General features: G+C 47.8%; 8 protein-coding genes. 4 read left to right on the plus strand and 4 right to left on the minus strand.

What is annotated here, in order from left to right; all coding sequences use genetic code 11:
- Positions 1-103: 103 nt before the first annotated feature.
- Positions 104-1,411, minus strand: coding sequence for an NAD(P)/FAD-dependent oxidoreductase (locus ACJJIZ_RS05215; RefSeq protein ID WP_444915433.1), 1,308 nt, complete (start codon positions 1,409-1,411; stop codon positions 104-106).
- A 207-nt stretch (positions 1,412-1,618) separates the two neighbouring features.
- Positions 1,619-3,901, minus strand: coding sequence for a slr1591 family oxidoreductase (locus ACJJIZ_RS05220; RefSeq protein WP_444915434.1), 2,283 nt, complete (start codon positions 3,899-3,901; stop codon positions 1,619-1,621).
- 258 nt (positions 3,902-4,159) lie between these two features.
- On the opposite strand from ACJJIZ_RS05220, the gene ACJJIZ_RS05225 reads away from it, so the two are divergent.
- The 3 genes from ACJJIZ_RS05225 to ACJJIZ_RS05235 all read left to right on the plus strand — a co-directional run bounded on the left by ACJJIZ_RS05225 (position 4,160) and on the right by ACJJIZ_RS05235 (position 10,756).
- Positions 4,160-9,358: a DUF748 domain-containing protein gene (locus ACJJIZ_RS05225; RefSeq protein ID WP_444915435.1), complete on the plus strand. Its 5,199-nt coding sequence runs from the start codon at positions 4,160-4,162 to the stop codon at positions 9,356-9,358.
- A 392-nt stretch (positions 9,359-9,750) separates the two neighbouring features.
- Positions 9,751-10,158: a GFA family protein gene (locus ACJJIZ_RS05230; protein ID WP_413663447.1), complete on the plus strand. Its 408-nt coding sequence runs from the start codon at positions 9,751-9,753 to the stop codon at positions 10,156-10,158.
- A gap of 292 nt (positions 10,159-10,450) precedes the next feature.
- The gene (locus ACJJIZ_RS05235; RefSeq protein WP_282931129.1) at positions 10,451-10,756 is read left to right on the plus strand and encodes a hypothetical protein; all 306 of its coding nucleotides are present in this window, start codon (positions 10,451-10,453) and stop codon (positions 10,754-10,756) included.
- Between the two features lie 70 nt (positions 10,757-10,826).
- Here the strand turns inward: ACJJIZ_RS05235 and ACJJIZ_RS05240 are convergent, their stop codons facing one another.
- Positions 10,827-11,627, minus strand: a complete 801-nt coding sequence (locus tag ACJJIZ_RS05240; protein ID WP_444911598.1) for an ABC transporter permease — start codon at positions 11,625-11,627, stop codon at positions 10,827-10,829.
- Complete coding sequence (locus tag ACJJIZ_RS05245) at positions 11,624-12,229, minus strand: ABC transporter ATP-binding protein (protein WP_444911597.1); 606 nt, start codon at positions 12,227-12,229, stop codon at positions 11,624-11,626. The genes ACJJIZ_RS05240 and ACJJIZ_RS05245 overlap by 4 nt, the downstream gene beginning before the upstream one ends.
- Positions 12,230-12,925: 696 nt before the next feature.
- On the opposite strand from ACJJIZ_RS05245, the gene ACJJIZ_RS05250 reads away from it, so the two are divergent.
- Entirely contained in the window at positions 12,926-15,988 is a 3,063-nt protein-coding gene (locus tag ACJJIZ_RS05250; protein WP_444915436.1) for a hypothetical protein, read from the plus strand.
- The last annotated feature ends 199 nt before the right edge of the window (positions 15,989-16,187 follow it).

A 16,187-nucleotide genomic window follows, 5' to 3' on the forward strand; every position in this document is an offset into this window, starting at 1 on the left:
TGTTACCGCCCTGGCACTTCCATGTGCAGGGTTTATTGGTAGCAGTATTAGTTAATTTTACACTAACTTTCTATTTTTCCCTTAGCTTCATGGGATTGATCCTTTAGTGCATCTTGAGCTTCGGCTTCACAAACCGGTTCGCCTGTCCGATTAGGTAGAGCAGCATAGCTCTCGGCCAGCCGTGGATTGCCGCCAAGTGCATACGGTAGAGCGAGCGATAGGCAAGGCCAGCAAGGCGTCCTTCTACGGTAAGACTGCCTTTAACCAACGCCCCCATCAGGTTGCCAACGGCAGTGTATTGACTGAGGGATACCAGAGAGCCTCGATCGCGATAATAAAAATGGTGCAAAGGTCTATCTTCAAATAGGGCAATAATATTGTCGCCAACCAGGGTAGCCATTTGCTGTGCTGCCTGGGCGCGCGGAGGCACTCGCTGGTGATTGCCGTCAATGCAACTGGCGCAGTCCCCCATGGCAAATATCTTTGCGTCAGTTTGGGTCTGTAAGGTAGTTTCCACTTCGATTTGATTGAGTCGGTTGGTACTGAGACCATCCAGCTGGGTGAGGAATCCCGGAGCTTTGACGCCGGCAGCCCACACTCGGATTGCGGCAGGGAGTTCCCTGCCACAGGAGGTGGTAAGTCCACGTTCGTTTGCTGAAGCAATATGGTGGCCGGTAAGGATATTAACCCCCATCTTGGCCAGTTCGCGTTCAGCATTATTTCCAATTCGTTTTGGTAGTGCTGGGAGTAGGTGCTCACCCCCTTCTATCAAGGTGATTTCCATCGCATTGGGACGAATGCGTCCATAGTTGCCGACTTGTTTTACGGCATCCACCAATTCAGCAGAGAGTTCTACACCGGTTGCACCGCCGCCAACGATTGCCACTTTTAACTTATCATCAACATGTGTCTCCAGCCGCAGGAAACGATTGAGAAGGTTTTGGTGAAATTTTTGTGCTTCGTTGCTGCTATCCAGGAAAAAGCAGTTTTCTCTGACGCCGGGGATATGAAAGTCGTTACTGTGCCCGCCGATACACATTACTAAATAATCGTATTCCAATTCCCGTGCGGGTACTAACTCGCTACCGTCCTCATCATTAACAGGTCCGAGCCCGACTACTTGTCGTTCACGATCCAGGGACTGCAGGCTACCCAACTGAAATTCATAGCCGTGAATGCGGGCATGCACCTGATAATTCAGTGCATCCATATTGGCATCCAATGCGCCGGAGGCAACCTGGTGTAGCAGTGGTTTCCACAGGTGGGTGCGATTTCGATCGACCAGAGTAACTTGTGCAGCGGGGGACTTGCGGCGGCGCTTAAAGAAAGGGGTAAAAGAAAAATATTGACCGAGCCGCGTAGCCAAATGCAGGCCGCTGGCACCACCGCCAATAATGACGATCTTTTTCATAGGGGTCTTCCTGTCGATTGCTAAAAGCCGACTCCCCAATCTGTGAAGACCTTTTTTGGTATCGGGAAATATGTCACCGATGTTTTTTCTAGCGCCAGTATGTCGCGCTGAAAGATAGATGACAAGTTAACAGAGTCGGTGAAAGCCTCTCTCAATAGAAATCATACAAAGCTCATAACCGGTTGTTGTTCCGGTTTCGCAAAATCCTTAAACCTGGCCTGGTACAGTCTCGTTGCCCTGTGAAATTAGCGCTCGCCAGTCTGCTGACTTGCGCAAGTGTACGCTCACTTCTGGATTCTGTGAGTCCGTCACTACACCGATAATTGACGCCTGGGTGTAACCGCGCTCTAGCAGTGCGCCCACGCAGGCTTCGGCTTGCTCAATAGGAACAGCAGCGAGGAGCCCCCCGCAAGTCTGTGGATCGGTAATCAATGACCACTGTGGCAATGGCTGCCACTCCTGGGGGTTTTCTACAAAGGCGTAGGCATTGGCATTTTGCGGTTGCAGGCTGGATAGCCATCCGCGCTCGATACAAGTGGCGGCGCCGGAGATTAGCGGTAGATTCTCAGCGATTAGTGTCGCGCTTAATCCTTCAGGGCCGAGCATTTCCAATAGGTGGCCCAGCAGGCCAAAGCCCGTGACATCTGTCAGCGCATTGGCGTTATGGCGGGCAAATATCTCTGCGGCGTCGGCATTACTATGCAACATGGTTTCCAGCGCCTGCTGCAACCATAGGCCTTTAGCCTCTCCCGCGCCCTCTGCTGCCAGGATAGTGCCTACTCCCAATGGCTTGCTCAGGATCAAGCAGTCTCCCCCGCGGGCCCCCGTTTTTTCCAGGAGCTGCTCCCGCTCGGAAAATCCATTGACGGTTAAGCCCATTAGCATTTCAGAACCTTCGGCGGTATGCCCGCCAGATAGGACACAGTGGTGCCGGTTCAGCTCGTGGATGGCTCCTGCAAGTAACTGCTGTAGGTCTCGCCGGGTAATTTCCTCTGCAGCCGTAGGCAGGGTTGCAAGGATTTGTGCGGTGGCGGGTCGAGCATTCATAGCAAATAGGTCGGATAGGGCGTGCAGAGCCGCCAGGCGACCAAATATCCACGGATCATCTACAGGTGCACGCAGTTGGTCGGAGCTCTGCACTAATAAATGATTAGCCGGCAGGTCCATAACTGCGGCATCATCACCGACGCCCTTTAACAGGTATTCCGAATGCTGATCCGGAAGGGTCGCCAGCGTGCGGCGCAGGATGTCGGCTCCAACTTTTGCGCCACAGCCATTACAGCGCATCGGAGATAGAGAAGAGCCTGAGCGCTGGTCGACGATGTCTTTGGTTTTGGCAGTGTGATCAGCCATGTCCATTGGCAGCTCACTGAAGCGTCGCATAAATGTGCGGTCGATAGAGTCTTTCCATCGCCACATCAGACCGCTTGCAGCGGCGAAGCCATTTCGAACTGCCACAGCCCGCTTGCCACCACAGGAGAGCAGGCTGAGAAAATCTTTTTGTGGCCGGTATTGTTTTAAGCGGCGTCCGGTCAGGGAGGCGCGCAGATTGTGAAATAGAACAGGCCCCTGGCGAACGGCGTAAACCCCAGCCTTGGGTAGAGGTTCTGGAGCGAAACTGGCCACATCACCAGCTGCAAAAACGTCTTCCCGCCCCTGGGCGCGAAGTGTTTGATCTACCACCACAAAGCCTTTGCCATCGAGGGACAGGCCCGAGTTGGCCAGCCAGGGGGGAGCACAGGCATTGGTGGTGAGTATTACCTGATCGAGGGGCAGGCAGTCACCACTCCCATTAACGACACCCTGTTCGGTAATTTCATTAACGGTCCAGTTATGGTGTAACTGAACCCCTAGCTCTTGCATCTCCTTTGAGACTAATTTGCGCGCTCTGACTGGATAGCCCTGGGGAATTGCGGCGGCACCATGAATCAGGTGAACCTCTACCTGCTTTTTCTTAACGGCACCTTGTAAAGCGTGCGCCATTGCCATCGACAGCTCGCAGCCTCCGGCACCGCCGCCGACAACTCCCAAGCGGAAGGGCGAGGTGTTTTCACCAACCTGTTTTTGCAGTTTTTGCCAGAAACGGTAGAAATGCCCGATAGGCTTTACCGGGATTGCCAATTCGGAGCCCGGTAACTCGCGGGCGGGAGTCGCACCGACATCCAAAGAGAGCAGGTCGTACTCTACCGGAGGCCTGCCCAATAGGGATACGGTGCGATTTTCGATGTCAATTTCGTGTGCACAGGCTTGTATAAAGCGGGCACCAGCGGCCCGGCAGAGCCTGGCCAGATCTATATGAGTGTCTTCCAGGGAGTAATGGCCCGCAACCATTCCGGGCAACATACCGGAGTAGGCGGTTTGCACCTGGGGAGAGACCAGGGTCAGACGCGCGCCTGGCAGAGGCTTCATGGCCCACATTTGCAGCACAATAGCATGGCTATGGCCGCCGCCGACCAAAAGGATGTCCTGGTAGTTTGGATGCTCCTGCATGTCTACTCACTGGCTGGGTAACAGAAAAAATGAGAGGCGGTAAGGATACTGGCTTCCCAAACTTCCGCGCCGCGCAAATACACCCCTGGATAAATAGTAGACAGTTCGCATTTGACTGCGAGCGAATGGACGACGCAGCTGCTTATTATCGCGAATAGCAGCGCCAAGGCAAAAAAATCCCCAGGTGCTGGTCTTTACTGTATGGGCCTAATTGCAGTTGTAATCTGCATAAAATTCATTTTCTGGCGCTTAATTCTAATGCCCCCAGAGCCCGCTTCTCAGAATGCCTTTTTCCGCCGCTTAATCTGGTGGCTGCTAGCTGGGCTATTGCTGGTGGAAGTTCTTCACTGGTGGGCAGCAAACTGGGTGCGGGTAAAAGCTGGCGACTGGATGGAGGAGCGAGGCCTTGAATTCCATGTGGATCATTTGCGCGTATCGCTGCTGGATCTAAGTGTTATAGCGATTGATGTAAAAGCTGAGAATCGCGAAGGGCGGGGATTCTCTGCTCATGAGGTAATGCTCGATTACAGCTGGTGGCAATTGTTATGGGGGCGAGCTCATTTACCCAAGGCATCGGTGAGCGGTGCCTATATGGACTTGCAGTCTTACCCGGGTGAACTGTACCGGGAGTGGGAGGTGGGTGGCTGGAATCTTGGAGGCGGAGCGCGACAGGATCGCGATTTCAGGCTGCTTATCGGTCGCGCCCAGATACGAGACAGCGAACTTTGCTACCTGCACAAGCCTATTTGGAGCCAAGCCACCTGCGCAGCCATCGGCAAACTCCAAACCGATAAATTCACGCTGGCATTATGGCGTAAAGGTGATGTTCCCCTGAACGTAGATATTGCTATTGGGGATTTACAGGTCGGTGATTTATTGGCCTGGGAGAGAGGTAAATCACGATACAACACGGTGATAGGCAGTTTGGAAGGAACTCAGGTCAATTTTTCCTGGCCGAGCCTCAATACAGATCTTAACAAGTTTACTGCGAAATACTTTATAGGATGCCCGCCACAGCGTTGGGCCGATGCAATAGCAGGGCTGCAAAGCCTGATTGGACATTGCGCCTCCGCCCGCCGGCTTGCCGCAGCAGGTGATATGAAATTCGGGTTTGGCCGCAAGGCTCGTGCCCAGTGGCGGCAGCTCAATGGTGAGAGTGTTGTACTGAGGCACAGTGATCGCCTTTGGCAGGATTGGCGGGCCGGGGTTATTAGCATCAGTGAGTTTAATTTTGAGCGCCCGAAAAAGCGTTTGGGATGGAGGCGAGGCTTTGCCCAGGCATTTGATTGGTGTCCACGACATCTGCGTAACGCCAATTCCCACCTGTGTCTGCGAGCGGCTAATTTAGACCTGCCGGAAAAAACGGTTTTCGACTGGAACGATCGCTTAAAAATAAATACAGGGGCCAGTTCAATTAATCGGGGCTACCTCTTGGATATGGCTCGATCTACCAGCCATCCCATCAGGGCTAATAATGGTGTATTTGGTCCTCTTCAGTTTCATGCCAAAACGCGAATATTATCTTTTGCCCATCTTGCGATAGAAACAGCCAATGGGTGTGTACCGGGCGGTCTGTGGAAGAAGCCCGATCACTGTGTCTCTATGGTTGGTCTCAAAAGTACAGAGGAATTTGCCTTTCAGTTCGGCTCTGCTGAACACAATATTGATTGGGGGCTTTCCAGCGGTCCTCTGCAATTGGCTCAATTTTCAATAGGTGCCAGAGGTCGTCCCAGAGCTAAACTACAGGACCTACGCTGGCGGGTTATTGATACAATAGGTCGTAACGGCCCGCTATCTGCTCAGGACTTTTTTATCCAGTCACTATCAGGGTGTTTGCCGCAGGACTTTCTCCCCTCGGATTGGCAGCCTTTATGCGCACGTTTGAACAGCTTTTCAGGGCAGGGACATTTTGCCTGGCAGGGAGGTGAAGATGGCTATGCCATTTTGGGAAAACTGCGCCTTCACCGATTACTTCTAAATGATTCCGCTGGTGCAGGAAATGGCTTAGTGATACAGCAGTTTGAAAGTGGCGATAGCTTATTTAAAAGAAAGGTTACAAATAATCCTTGGGTGGCGACCAGTCAGTTACCGGGTATTCCTCAAGAAGTTGGTGATGATAATTACGGCACCGAAAAAGGAAGACTGGATCAACAAAATATTGATGCGGATAAAAATCCTGACGACTTAGGGCTGGCCACCATAGAAAACCCAAACCTGGAAATAAAAAAGCTTGTTTTGAAGAAACTGGCTGGCTGTCTCACTGAAGGTTGGAAAAGGTTATTTTATCGCGCCAATAAAAACCACGAAAATCTGCCAGTTTGCTTTGATATCCGCTCATTAGAGCAAAGGGAGCCACTCTTTATATCTTGGCAGCAGGGGATAGATCTCTTTGTAAAAAAAATCTCCGTGGTTAGTGCTGAAGCGAAGACAAAAGGGGGCAGGAAATTATTTGACTTAAAAAAGATAGATCTACCCCTTGCCAGGCTAAGGCATAGACGTACACCAGACTCTGAATCTTATATCGCTTTGCCCGGTGCAAATGCTGAAAAGTTGAGTGGCTGCTTTCCCGGCGGTAGGCAAGTGAGTTCACTAAATATTCACTGTGTAGATGTTGAGCGCCTTTCACTGGGAGATTACTCCTTCGTTTATTTCAGCCAACGCAATCTAATTGCCAATATGGATGACTCAGCAATTCAATCTGTGCAGCTGAAAAACCTGTCTGGCGAGAATGTTTTCGACCTTGGGGGTGTACTTATACCAAAGCTAGAGTTGCTATGGTCCCGGGAAAAACCTACCCAGTCAAAAATTGCATTGCAGGATGTTGTTGCTGACAGAGTAACCTTGTGTATTCCCAGGCTAGCGAAGACTAATAAATCGATACCGACCTGTGTATTTGGGCAAGATATCCATTCTGTAGGGCAAAGCGGTTGGTCGATCGAAGAAGTGGAATTTAAGGAGGACTTCGAAACTGTACCCATGTTGCAACTGGGGCGAGTATTTACGAAGAGAACGTCTTTTTCCTCCAATACTCTCGATTTTTATGGGCTCAATATCGATGATGTTCTGCTTTGTGGGTTGAGATCTTATTCTTCTGAAAATAATGAAGATATGGGTCTTGCCGATTGCATTGAGACCCCACAAATAAGCTTTGGTGATTCCTGGGTAAAATTGGGTATAGATTCAGGCGCCCCCCGCTTGGATTTAGGGCCGTTAAAGAGTAAGCCTATCGCTTTTTGGCAAAAGGGTAGCGACTATTTAGAAGCTGGCGTGCAGGGCTTGAGTTGGAGTCGATTTATCTGGGATAGAGGTGCAGAGTTCTCAGTGTCGAATCTAAGCTTGCAGAATATCCGGGTGTGTACGCGGGATACGGGGCTTGCAGTAACTGTGGATAAACTGAGTCGGGCCAGGGCAGGTGACTCCCACCATTGTTTTGGGGTTGATAAATTATCCATGCCGGGATTACAGAAAATCAAATTGTCACACCCCTGGTCAGTTCAAGGTTCTGTAGAAATGGTTGGGTTATCAATACCCAGGAAAAATTTGGGGCCACTGAAAATACCAAAATTTGAAATTGATAATATCTCCTTGCAAGGGGAATCTTTGGCGAAAGCCTCTGGTGCGAGGGGATGTATGCCAGGGGGACTATTAAAAGACGAAAAGATTGCGCCCTGTTATGAATTTGGGGCCTTTAGTATTGGCAAGGCAGAAGGTATTACTGGCACTGGCGGAAGGCAGCTTATCCTTTCTGGGATAAAAATAAGTAATGTACAGTTGCATGAGCAAAATTTTCCACAGGAATTGCCACTTAAACTTTTATCTGTATCCGGTATGGGGGCCGGGCAATTAAACATCAGTCGACAGGGAGTTGACTTCAAGGATTTACAGTTTAAGGAAATTGCAGGATGTTTTCCCAGTGGTTATCTGGATCAGGGAGATCATTGCTTCAGCTTCTCGAGTTTAATGTTGGAGGGAAACTACCGCCGTGGTCAGGGGGCAGAACTTGCTGTTGTGAGGGTCAATGGCATCACTTTGCTTTCACCCTCTGGGGAAGAGTTAGTGCACGGTGAGAGCATAACCTTGTCGCATTTGCTCTTTACCGATGCCGAATGGCGCTTTGCCAGTGGTGAGGCAACTCACTTTCATTTTTTTGAGAGAAACCCGGACAGTTTGGATTTTGATCGCCATAGATGGATGGCTGATTTTAAGTCCCTGTGGGTTGAAGGTTTGAGCTATTACCGCCCTAAGAAAACACTCACTATAGGTTTTATCGACTTTCTGCGCCCTCGATTTATTCTCTTAAGGGATTTATCAGGGAAGTTTCCGGTAGCCCGAAAAATTAATGAACTGCGAGGATTTGGTGGCATTGACACGTTTGCTTTCAGGGAGGAGGGCAGCCCACCGCTACTTTATCATCTCGGTGACCTCTACCTAAAACACGGCACTTTTAGTTGGGTAGACTATCAAGATGAATTCAGGGCCCGCTTACCGGTCCGGGATATCAACTTTAATCTCAGTGATTTAAGTAACTTGGCCGAACACCCCCCAGCGGTGATTGTTGTTAATGGAAGGCCTGGCGGATTTGGTGAGATTCAGATAGGGGGAACTGTAGATTACTTGGGAGATAAAAAGTGGAATGCTGATCTTACCGGGTATCTCACCAGCGTAAATTTAATACCTGCTACGCCTTATATGGCCAAGTTGTTGGGTTACAAAATTCTTCAGGGGCAGGGAGATGCGGTAGTTAATATTCGGGTATTTGAAAATGAACTCGATGGCTTTGCGGATATACGACTGGAAAAACTAAAAGTTCGCCGGGTGCGGAAAGATGATCAGCTACCGGTGAAGTCCACGCTGATTCCCTTGAATATTGCTCTATGGTTGCTAAAAGACGGGCGGGGGGATATTAAGTTTGGCATGCCTGTTAGCGGCAATATTCGCGATCCCAAGTTCTCCTTTAGTTTTGTATTTAGTGAGTTGCTACAAAAGGCAATTATAGATGCCTTGATAAGCTATTTGACTCCCTATGGCGTTTATTTGTTAGCACGTTATGCCTGGGGGCGTTTCAGGACGAAATCATTTGCGTCTATTGACTTTGAACCTGGCAGTGCAAAATTAACTAATTTAGCACTGACACAACTACAGCGTATGGTCTTTGTTTTACTTAAGAACCCTGACGCACGACCAGGAGTATGCGGCATCTCTAATGCCCGGGACTGGCAAGCCCTGTACCCCTATTCCATGGCAGGTATGAGCAGAAGCGGAAGATCCCAGGTTGCTTTTTACCAAAACCCATCTCTGGAACTTCGTGAAGAACTTGAAAATTTGGCAATGGAGCGAAGCCGAAATGTCGAAAAGTATTTGATTGATGCAGGAATAGAGGCTTCAGAATTAATCCCTTGCGCACCTGACTATATTGGTAAGGATTTTGGTGATCCAAGGGTGGAATTTTCGAATTAGAGTTTATTTAAAATAATTCAAGTATTGTCTGGTTACTGAGTGGGTTCTCTCGGGGAATATAGAAGTTGGCCTGAATCCCAGTAAATAAGCGTTAATGTTGCTTGATAAGGTGCACATATTTAGCTGTCTTGAAAAAAATCATAGGATTTTCATTAACTTTTTAGATGTTAGGATGAGTTTAGTGTGGTGAGATGAATAAGCAGTGATTTATTGTTTATTGGCTGTTTATTGCGGAGTGATTATTTCTTGGGAGGTTTGTGCACTATTTCACATTGCGATATGAAGCTTACAATATTACTGATTTTGATCAATGGCTGATTAGTTTTCTATGGTAGATTCCACTCCCGATTTTGATATTGATTTTCTGAAGTAAGAAATACTTAGGTAAAAAAATGACTCAAGTACACGGAAGTTGCCTCTGTGGTTCAGTGACAATTAGCGCATCTTTGCCCTCTTCAAATCTGGGGGTTTGCCACTGCGGTATGTGCAAAAAATGGGGCGGTGGTCCTCTGTTGGCGGTGGATTGTCAAACCAGTGTTGAGATTACCGGTGAGGAACATGTCAGTGTATTTGATTCATCAATTTGGGCTGAACGGGGTTTTTGTTCAAAGTGCGGTTCGCACCTCTTTTATCGCTTAAAGGAAACTTCCCAGTACTCAGTACCTGCAGGGATCTTTGATCTTCCGGCCGAGACAACAATGACCCATCAAATCTTTATCGATGAAAAGCCGGACTACTACGAATTTGCCAACGATACCCAGAAGATCACGGGGCTGGAGATAGTTACTGAGTACTCATGATAGTGAGTGCTCGCTATCTCTATGGGTATCTTTTAGTCAAGACGGAATATACGCCCGGGATTCACTTTAGGGTTACTATAGCGTCCTAGGGCTGTATCGCCGCTCCCATCACTGGTGATTTCAGCTTAGAAGGGTACCAAAAGGGTCATCTGCATGGGTTTCGCTCACTGCGGCGGCTCTTTTAGCATCTTTGCGTTGGTATCCGGATGTCTCGTTCTGGAAGCACCTAATCTTTTAAGGTGCCGAGAGCATTAAGATGTAATCGGAAGGTAATACGGACTGGCGAAATTCCATGACTGAAACCCAAATTGTAGAAATTTTCCTGGCCAACCAATGGTGGTCCATCCTGGCGTTGGTGGTAATTGTAATTGGCGTAACTTTATGCTGGTTTGGTGGCCTGATGGCTGCGTTGACGGCCTTGGGTAACAAGCGCTGGGTTTGGGGGATTGTAACGATCGTCCTCGGGCCGATTACCGGCATTCCCTATGCATTGCGTTACAAAGAGGCGGAATATGCCCGATCGCTGATGCTGCGGGGTGTATGGGCCTTGCTGGTAGGTCTGATTATCGCCGGGGCTATCTTATTCTTTGGCCGTTAAAGGTTAATAGAGCGCTGGTTCTCAGGTGTCCAGCGCTCCTTCCTTCGATCGAATCATCTCTCCACAGACTTTAGGCATTTTTAATCAGGCGATCAGTGCGCAGGCGCTCCCGCTTATCAAAGAGCTGCCTTGAGGCCAGGGCAACGGCGAGAAAAGTGCCGAAACCGGTGCCTGATGCAATCGCAAAAAGAATCAGGATTTGATATTTGACGGCAATTGTAGGGGAGGTGCCTGAGAGAATCTGCCCTGTCATCATTCCCGGCAAAAATACTATCCCAGCGGCAGCCATGGAATTAATTGTCGGCATCAATCCTGCACGCATCGCATCCCGCCGAAACTCCAAGCTGGCTTGTTGCCAGGTATGCCCCAGCATCAAGCGATTCTCAATAATATCCCTGGAGCGGTGCATACTTTCTGTTAGACGGTCCAGGCTTAGGGCAACACCAGTCATTGTATTACCCAGCAACATACCTAAAAGTGGAATGGAATACTGGGGTTGGTACCAGGGAGTAGGGCCAATCAGTACGGCCAAACTCAATATGGTGATACTGAAAGCGGATACCAGCATTGATAAAGTGCCTACGGCAAAGCTCCAGCCACCGAGCAGACGATACTTTTGTCGGGCTGCCACTTGCTGCCCGGCAAATAGCAGCATTGCCAAGGCCAGTAGTCCCACCCAAAGTAGGGTGCCAACTGCAAAAAGGGTTTCCAGTACCAGTCCTACCAGGGTGAGCTGAATAGCCGTGCGCAGAGCGGCAACAATTAACGATCTACTTAGTTGTAGTCGTGCTACATGAGTGCATACAGCTAGAGCCAGTACCAACCCCGCAGCCAAAGACAACTGCCACCAGGATAGGTCGATTACACTCATCGATGGATCTCCTGTTCTTTCAGTTGATTATCAACAATGGCCAGGTGGCGGTGAGCTACCCTTCGAATCTGCTCCTGGCTATGAGCTACCCAAATCGTAGGCAGCTCGTGCTCCTCAATGAGACCTGTCAGCCATTGCTCTACCTCTTGCGCGGATCTGCCGTCTAGGTTGGCCGTAGGCTCATCTAGAAGAAGGGCTTGAGGTTTGTAGGATATTGCGCGAATAAGAGCCAGGCGCTGCTTTTCTCCCGAAGAGAGTCGATTTACTTGCCACTTTACTGCATTTTCAGGAAAGCCGAGAAGTTTAAGTGCATCATTCATAGGGGTTGCGAAGTGATCGCCGACAGTTTCTTCCCACCAGGCAGTCTGTGCAGGAACTAACATCACTTGTTTTCTCCACTGGTGTGCCGGGTAAGAATTTTGAGATCTACCAGCCAGGAATATATCACCTTCGTGAGATTCGAGATCCGCTATGGCTCTAAGCAATCGGCTTTTACCTGAACCAGATGGCCCAGATATGCAGGTAATTAGGCCGGGTTCCAGGGTAAAACTTGCGCCCTGTAAGGTGCCGATAGAAAGATCTTTGATTTTAAGGTCCGGCATGGATAGCCCTATAGATATTGGACACCAATAATTATCTCCGCATTGGTGCTCTGAGTGAAGTATTTATAGCTCTATTGAATGTTTATAATTTCTGCGTGGATAAGAAACCTTCATTTGGTTCTATCGTTTAAAAAATATCAATATAAGAAATTGTATTTCTTGCTTAATAAGGAACCATGTTGAGAAAATTAATTATTTTTCTGATGTTTTCCTATAGAGTTGTGACCAAAATATGATTATTCCTTATAGGTACTACTTTTAGTTGTTCAACATAGCTGAATCGAAAATTTTATGTTCTAAGACTATCCATTATAGACTTTATGAAAATCATATTTATAGTCAGGATAATATAGATTTTTATGTGGTGAGTTGTTTAGCATTAAATTAAGTTTGTGGGTTGTGCGATATAAGTTATAGATTTTGCATTTTTCTTAATGATGTTTCTCGGGCTATACGCGAGCCCTTCTATAAATATATTTAACATGTATATCTGCCTCTGTTATATGCGAATTTATTTAATTAATAAATTTGGTGGTAATGCGGGTTGGTGGAAAATTTTTGTTGTTGAATTAAATTAATTGCCATGTTAGAAAGCGTGCGAATTTTATCCTGTTGTATTGTTTTATTGCGGTGAACGTATGTGGATGGATGTGGCAGGCTAAAGGGATAAATTATAAAAATATAGGAAGGGAATAAATGAAATACTCGTCGAAATCGACAGCTGTTATGGGATTGGCACTAGTTGCTGGGCTGTCGTTGCACTCTCCTGCTAGAGGCGAATCTGGAGTCTCTGATAAGTTGTCTGGCAGTGAATTGATAGTTGCATCAAAACTAGATGGAGCTAATGCACAGGAGTTTTCTACTGGAATTGGTACTCAAGTAGAAAGTCAGCTGCTAGTAGATGCTATTCGTAAGCAGCTTTATTATAACGAAGCTGATTCAGTAAGTGCTGAGGCAGAGGATCCGCAAGGTGGGGTTTATTCTCGTGATAATGCAGCATTCCGTTATTTAGATTTAATGTATAGCTTGGATGCTAAATCTGAAGAGGTCATTAATAGCTATCTTAGCAGTGTTTCTCCCAAAGAGTTTTCTGATTTATATGGCGATCCGGAGCGTGCACGTATTTCTGTTGCTGAAACTCTGATTTATGAACAGTTAGAGTTGTACCCCACGAATTTAGAGCTGCAACAGTCGTTGCTGGATCTTTATTACGATCGAGCGGTCGCAGAAATTGTTCACGCCAATATTGTTCTGGATAAGGCGCTGTCCAGTCGTTTGAATGGAGAGCTGGCTGCTATTGAAATTGAGCATGTCGGGAATGCCTTTACCCTGCTCAATAGTGCTTTCGTTGAGTATGTGGCCCTTGTAGAGAATACGCCCACTTATCTGCAGCAATTGACCAGTTCTCGGGGGCAAGTCAGCCCTCGATATTATGATTCCGTAACAAATACCCAAAACGATGTCGCCCCAGCCGGTGTTCTGCCCGGCGAGTACAAAGATATCACCTTGCTGTACCAGTTAATGGGTAATCTCGCGGCTGTAAAAGTACAGCAGGCAGGTTTATTGATAGAGTCAGACCAGCTTAACTCTTCCTTGTCTACTCAAATGATCGATGAGATTTTATCTCTGCAGAATACTATGGTCGCCAAGGAAGCTGAGTTACGCACTCTATTCTCCGGCACTGATTTTACTGAAGTATCTTCGCATTCCGGTTTACCTCAGGCGGTAGAGCAGTGGCATTTTCAACTTGATCAGCTGGAAAATGCTATGTCCTGGCTTGCCGGTGATACCAACTTCCTCGGTATGTCGAAGTTAGCTGTGCCACACGGCTTTAGCAGCGATACACATTTTGATGCTTTCAATATATTGAGTGAGTTCCTCGATAGGGAAGATACAGGCTTTATCGTGCGGGCAGAAAGCAACCTTGCTGCTGCCAAGTTGGATTATGATAACTACCTCCATAATGCCCAGGCATTAACGGACGCCTATATTGGGCGCCATGAACTGTCGTCTAATAAATTATACAGTTTGTTAGGTGCCAGATTCCCAAGTAGCTGCTATGAAAAAAGCTGTGTAGATATCACCAGTGAGACTCGAGACAATAGTGAAGTAGCTGCTTGGTCGCGGAATGTAGAAAGTGTTCAAAATTCTATCACCCTAAGTCTTCAGCGGCTTGAAAATCGCCTGGCAAAAATTGAGTTGGAAGTGGAGCGCTTAGCGCAAGATGCTGGTGTTGCAGATGGTTTTGAGAAGATTGTTGTGGATTATCATTCGCAGCAGAGCTCACTTGGCCAACAGATTAATCGCATTCGCCAGAAGCAAGAAGTGTTCAACTCCCACTCGGTATTATTCGAGTCTCTATCTATAGCAGCTCAAAATTACATGAGTAGTAGCTGGGATGCCGTTGGTGAACTTTCAGATCGTTTGGTTGCGGTTAACAACTCTATTGACACCCTTGATGATTTTACTTTGCCCGAAGCTGCGAACGTGACTCTTGCAGCTGAGCACCGTGCGTCTCTGTATGATAGCAGCGGTAAAATTCTGCAAGCTGGTAGTCAGTACCGCCTGGAAAGCTTATGGCTCGAAGTGAATGCTATTGTATTGGAACTCGCCCAGAGTGAAGCGACACTGGTGCAGGAAGCAAAACGTCTCTCTGTTATTTTGAATCAGGCCAAAAGCTTGATCGCGGTTGCAACCAGTGATGCCCCAATGGCCGCTCAGCGCTATTTTGCAGACTTGATTTATTCTCGTCGAATTACAGAGACGGCCTTAAAAGCGACCAGTGATTTTGATCGGGCACAACGGTGGCTTTTCTATACTGCCGAGGCCCTGGAGTACAAATGGCAAAAACCTTTCGCTATTCGTGATGTAGATATCAGCAAAGGCTCTGTATTCCATCTGCGCAGTGCTGGGGATATGTGGGATTTTTACGGCAAAATGATGGATTTTGACTCGCCGGGTATAGCTACTTCTCATCAGGAGAGAGATGTCTTTTCCATCAAAGAGGATGTATTCGGATACAGGGATAGTATTGACGGTAGAGAGCAAACCTATTTACACCCAGATCCGAATCAGCAAAACGGTCCCCGCTTAAGCGCCCGAGAGGCCTTCCAAGAACAGCTGAAATTACTGGCGCGCACTTTCGGGTCAGACACCTGGGTTACAATCGAGTTTAGTACGGTTAAAGAGCCTGTTAGGAGTGATCTTTTCACTGGACCGATTATCAGTGAAGTGGATGGGGAGAGCTGTATCGCGGTTGCTGGTGCCTATGGGGATAAGATTGAAACAGTAGAGCTTAATATCCCCATTCTCTATAGCACTAGTGGTGAAGTTCAAACTCCGGCTTACCTTACCTATGGTGGTGCCAGTGTTGTGCGGGACTCTCTCCCTGGAAATGAAGTTATCACTGATGAAGGTGCTGCTGGGATTGAGGGAGAGTTCAACACTTACAGTGCGCTATTCTGGGATGCCGCAGGACTTTCTCAGCTGGCTGCTGTTCGCAATAGTTATCGTGTACCTATGAGTGCGGCTCTGGATGTATTTGGATCTGGAGCGGGTTCTATCAATACGGTTACGAATAAATTTAAAGAACGCAGTGTGGCAGCGACAGGTTGGCGTTTATCCTTCTTATTGGAGGATATCTACGGTTCAGTGGTGGATGTTGAAGCAATTAGGGATGTAGAACTGATTTTTGAGCATCGCTTTAAGGCCAGTAACTACTCCTCATGTGCTGGTGGCGACCCTTCTGGACCTCTGTAAAAAGTAACAATGCTTTTGGTGATACATAACTTCAAAAAGGGATTGCGCAATTGCCGCAATCCCTTTTTTGCTTTAGTCACTGCGTTCCAGGCAGGAAAGGGGAGCCGACACAAGGTCTTTTATTTACCTATTCCTTCCTAATGCAATAACTGAGTAGTACCATTTTGCATAGAACTAAAGCAGTTCGAGATTGAGGACT

It is taken from the genome of Microbulbifer maximicatervae (SeqCode), from assembly GCF_052467225.1.

Excerpts from the sequence above, each read along its gene's own strand:
- ACJJIZ_RS05215 (WP_444915433.1), bottom strand. The coding sequence starts at position 1,411 with ATGAAAAAGATCGTCATTATTGGCGGTGGTGCCAGCGGCCTGCATTTG.
- ACJJIZ_RS05220 (WP_444915434.1), bottom strand. The coding sequence starts at position 3,901 with ATGCAGGAGCATCCAAACTACCAGGACATCCTTTTGGTCGGCGGCGGC.
- ACJJIZ_RS05225 (WP_444915435.1), top strand. The coding sequence starts at position 4,160 with ATGCCCCCAGAGCCCGCTTCTCAGAATGCCTTTTTCCGCCGCTTAATC.
- ACJJIZ_RS05230 (WP_413663447.1), top strand. The coding sequence starts at position 9,751 with ATGACTCAAGTACACGGAAGTTGCCTCTGTGGTTCAGTGACAATTAGC.
- ACJJIZ_RS05235 (WP_282931129.1), top strand. The coding sequence starts at position 10,451 with ATGACTGAAACCCAAATTGTAGAAATTTTCCTGGCCAACCAATGGTGG.
- ACJJIZ_RS05240 (WP_444911598.1), bottom strand. The coding sequence starts at position 11,627 with ATGAGTGTAATCGACCTATCCTGGTGGCAGTTGTCTTTGGCTGCGGGG.
- ACJJIZ_RS05245 (WP_444911597.1), bottom strand. The coding sequence starts at position 12,229 with ATGCCGGACCTTAAAATCAAAGATCTTTCTATCGGCACCTTACAGGGC.
- ACJJIZ_RS05250 (WP_444915436.1), top strand. The coding sequence starts at position 12,926 with ATGAAATACTCGTCGAAATCGACAGCTGTTATGGGATTGGCACTAGTT.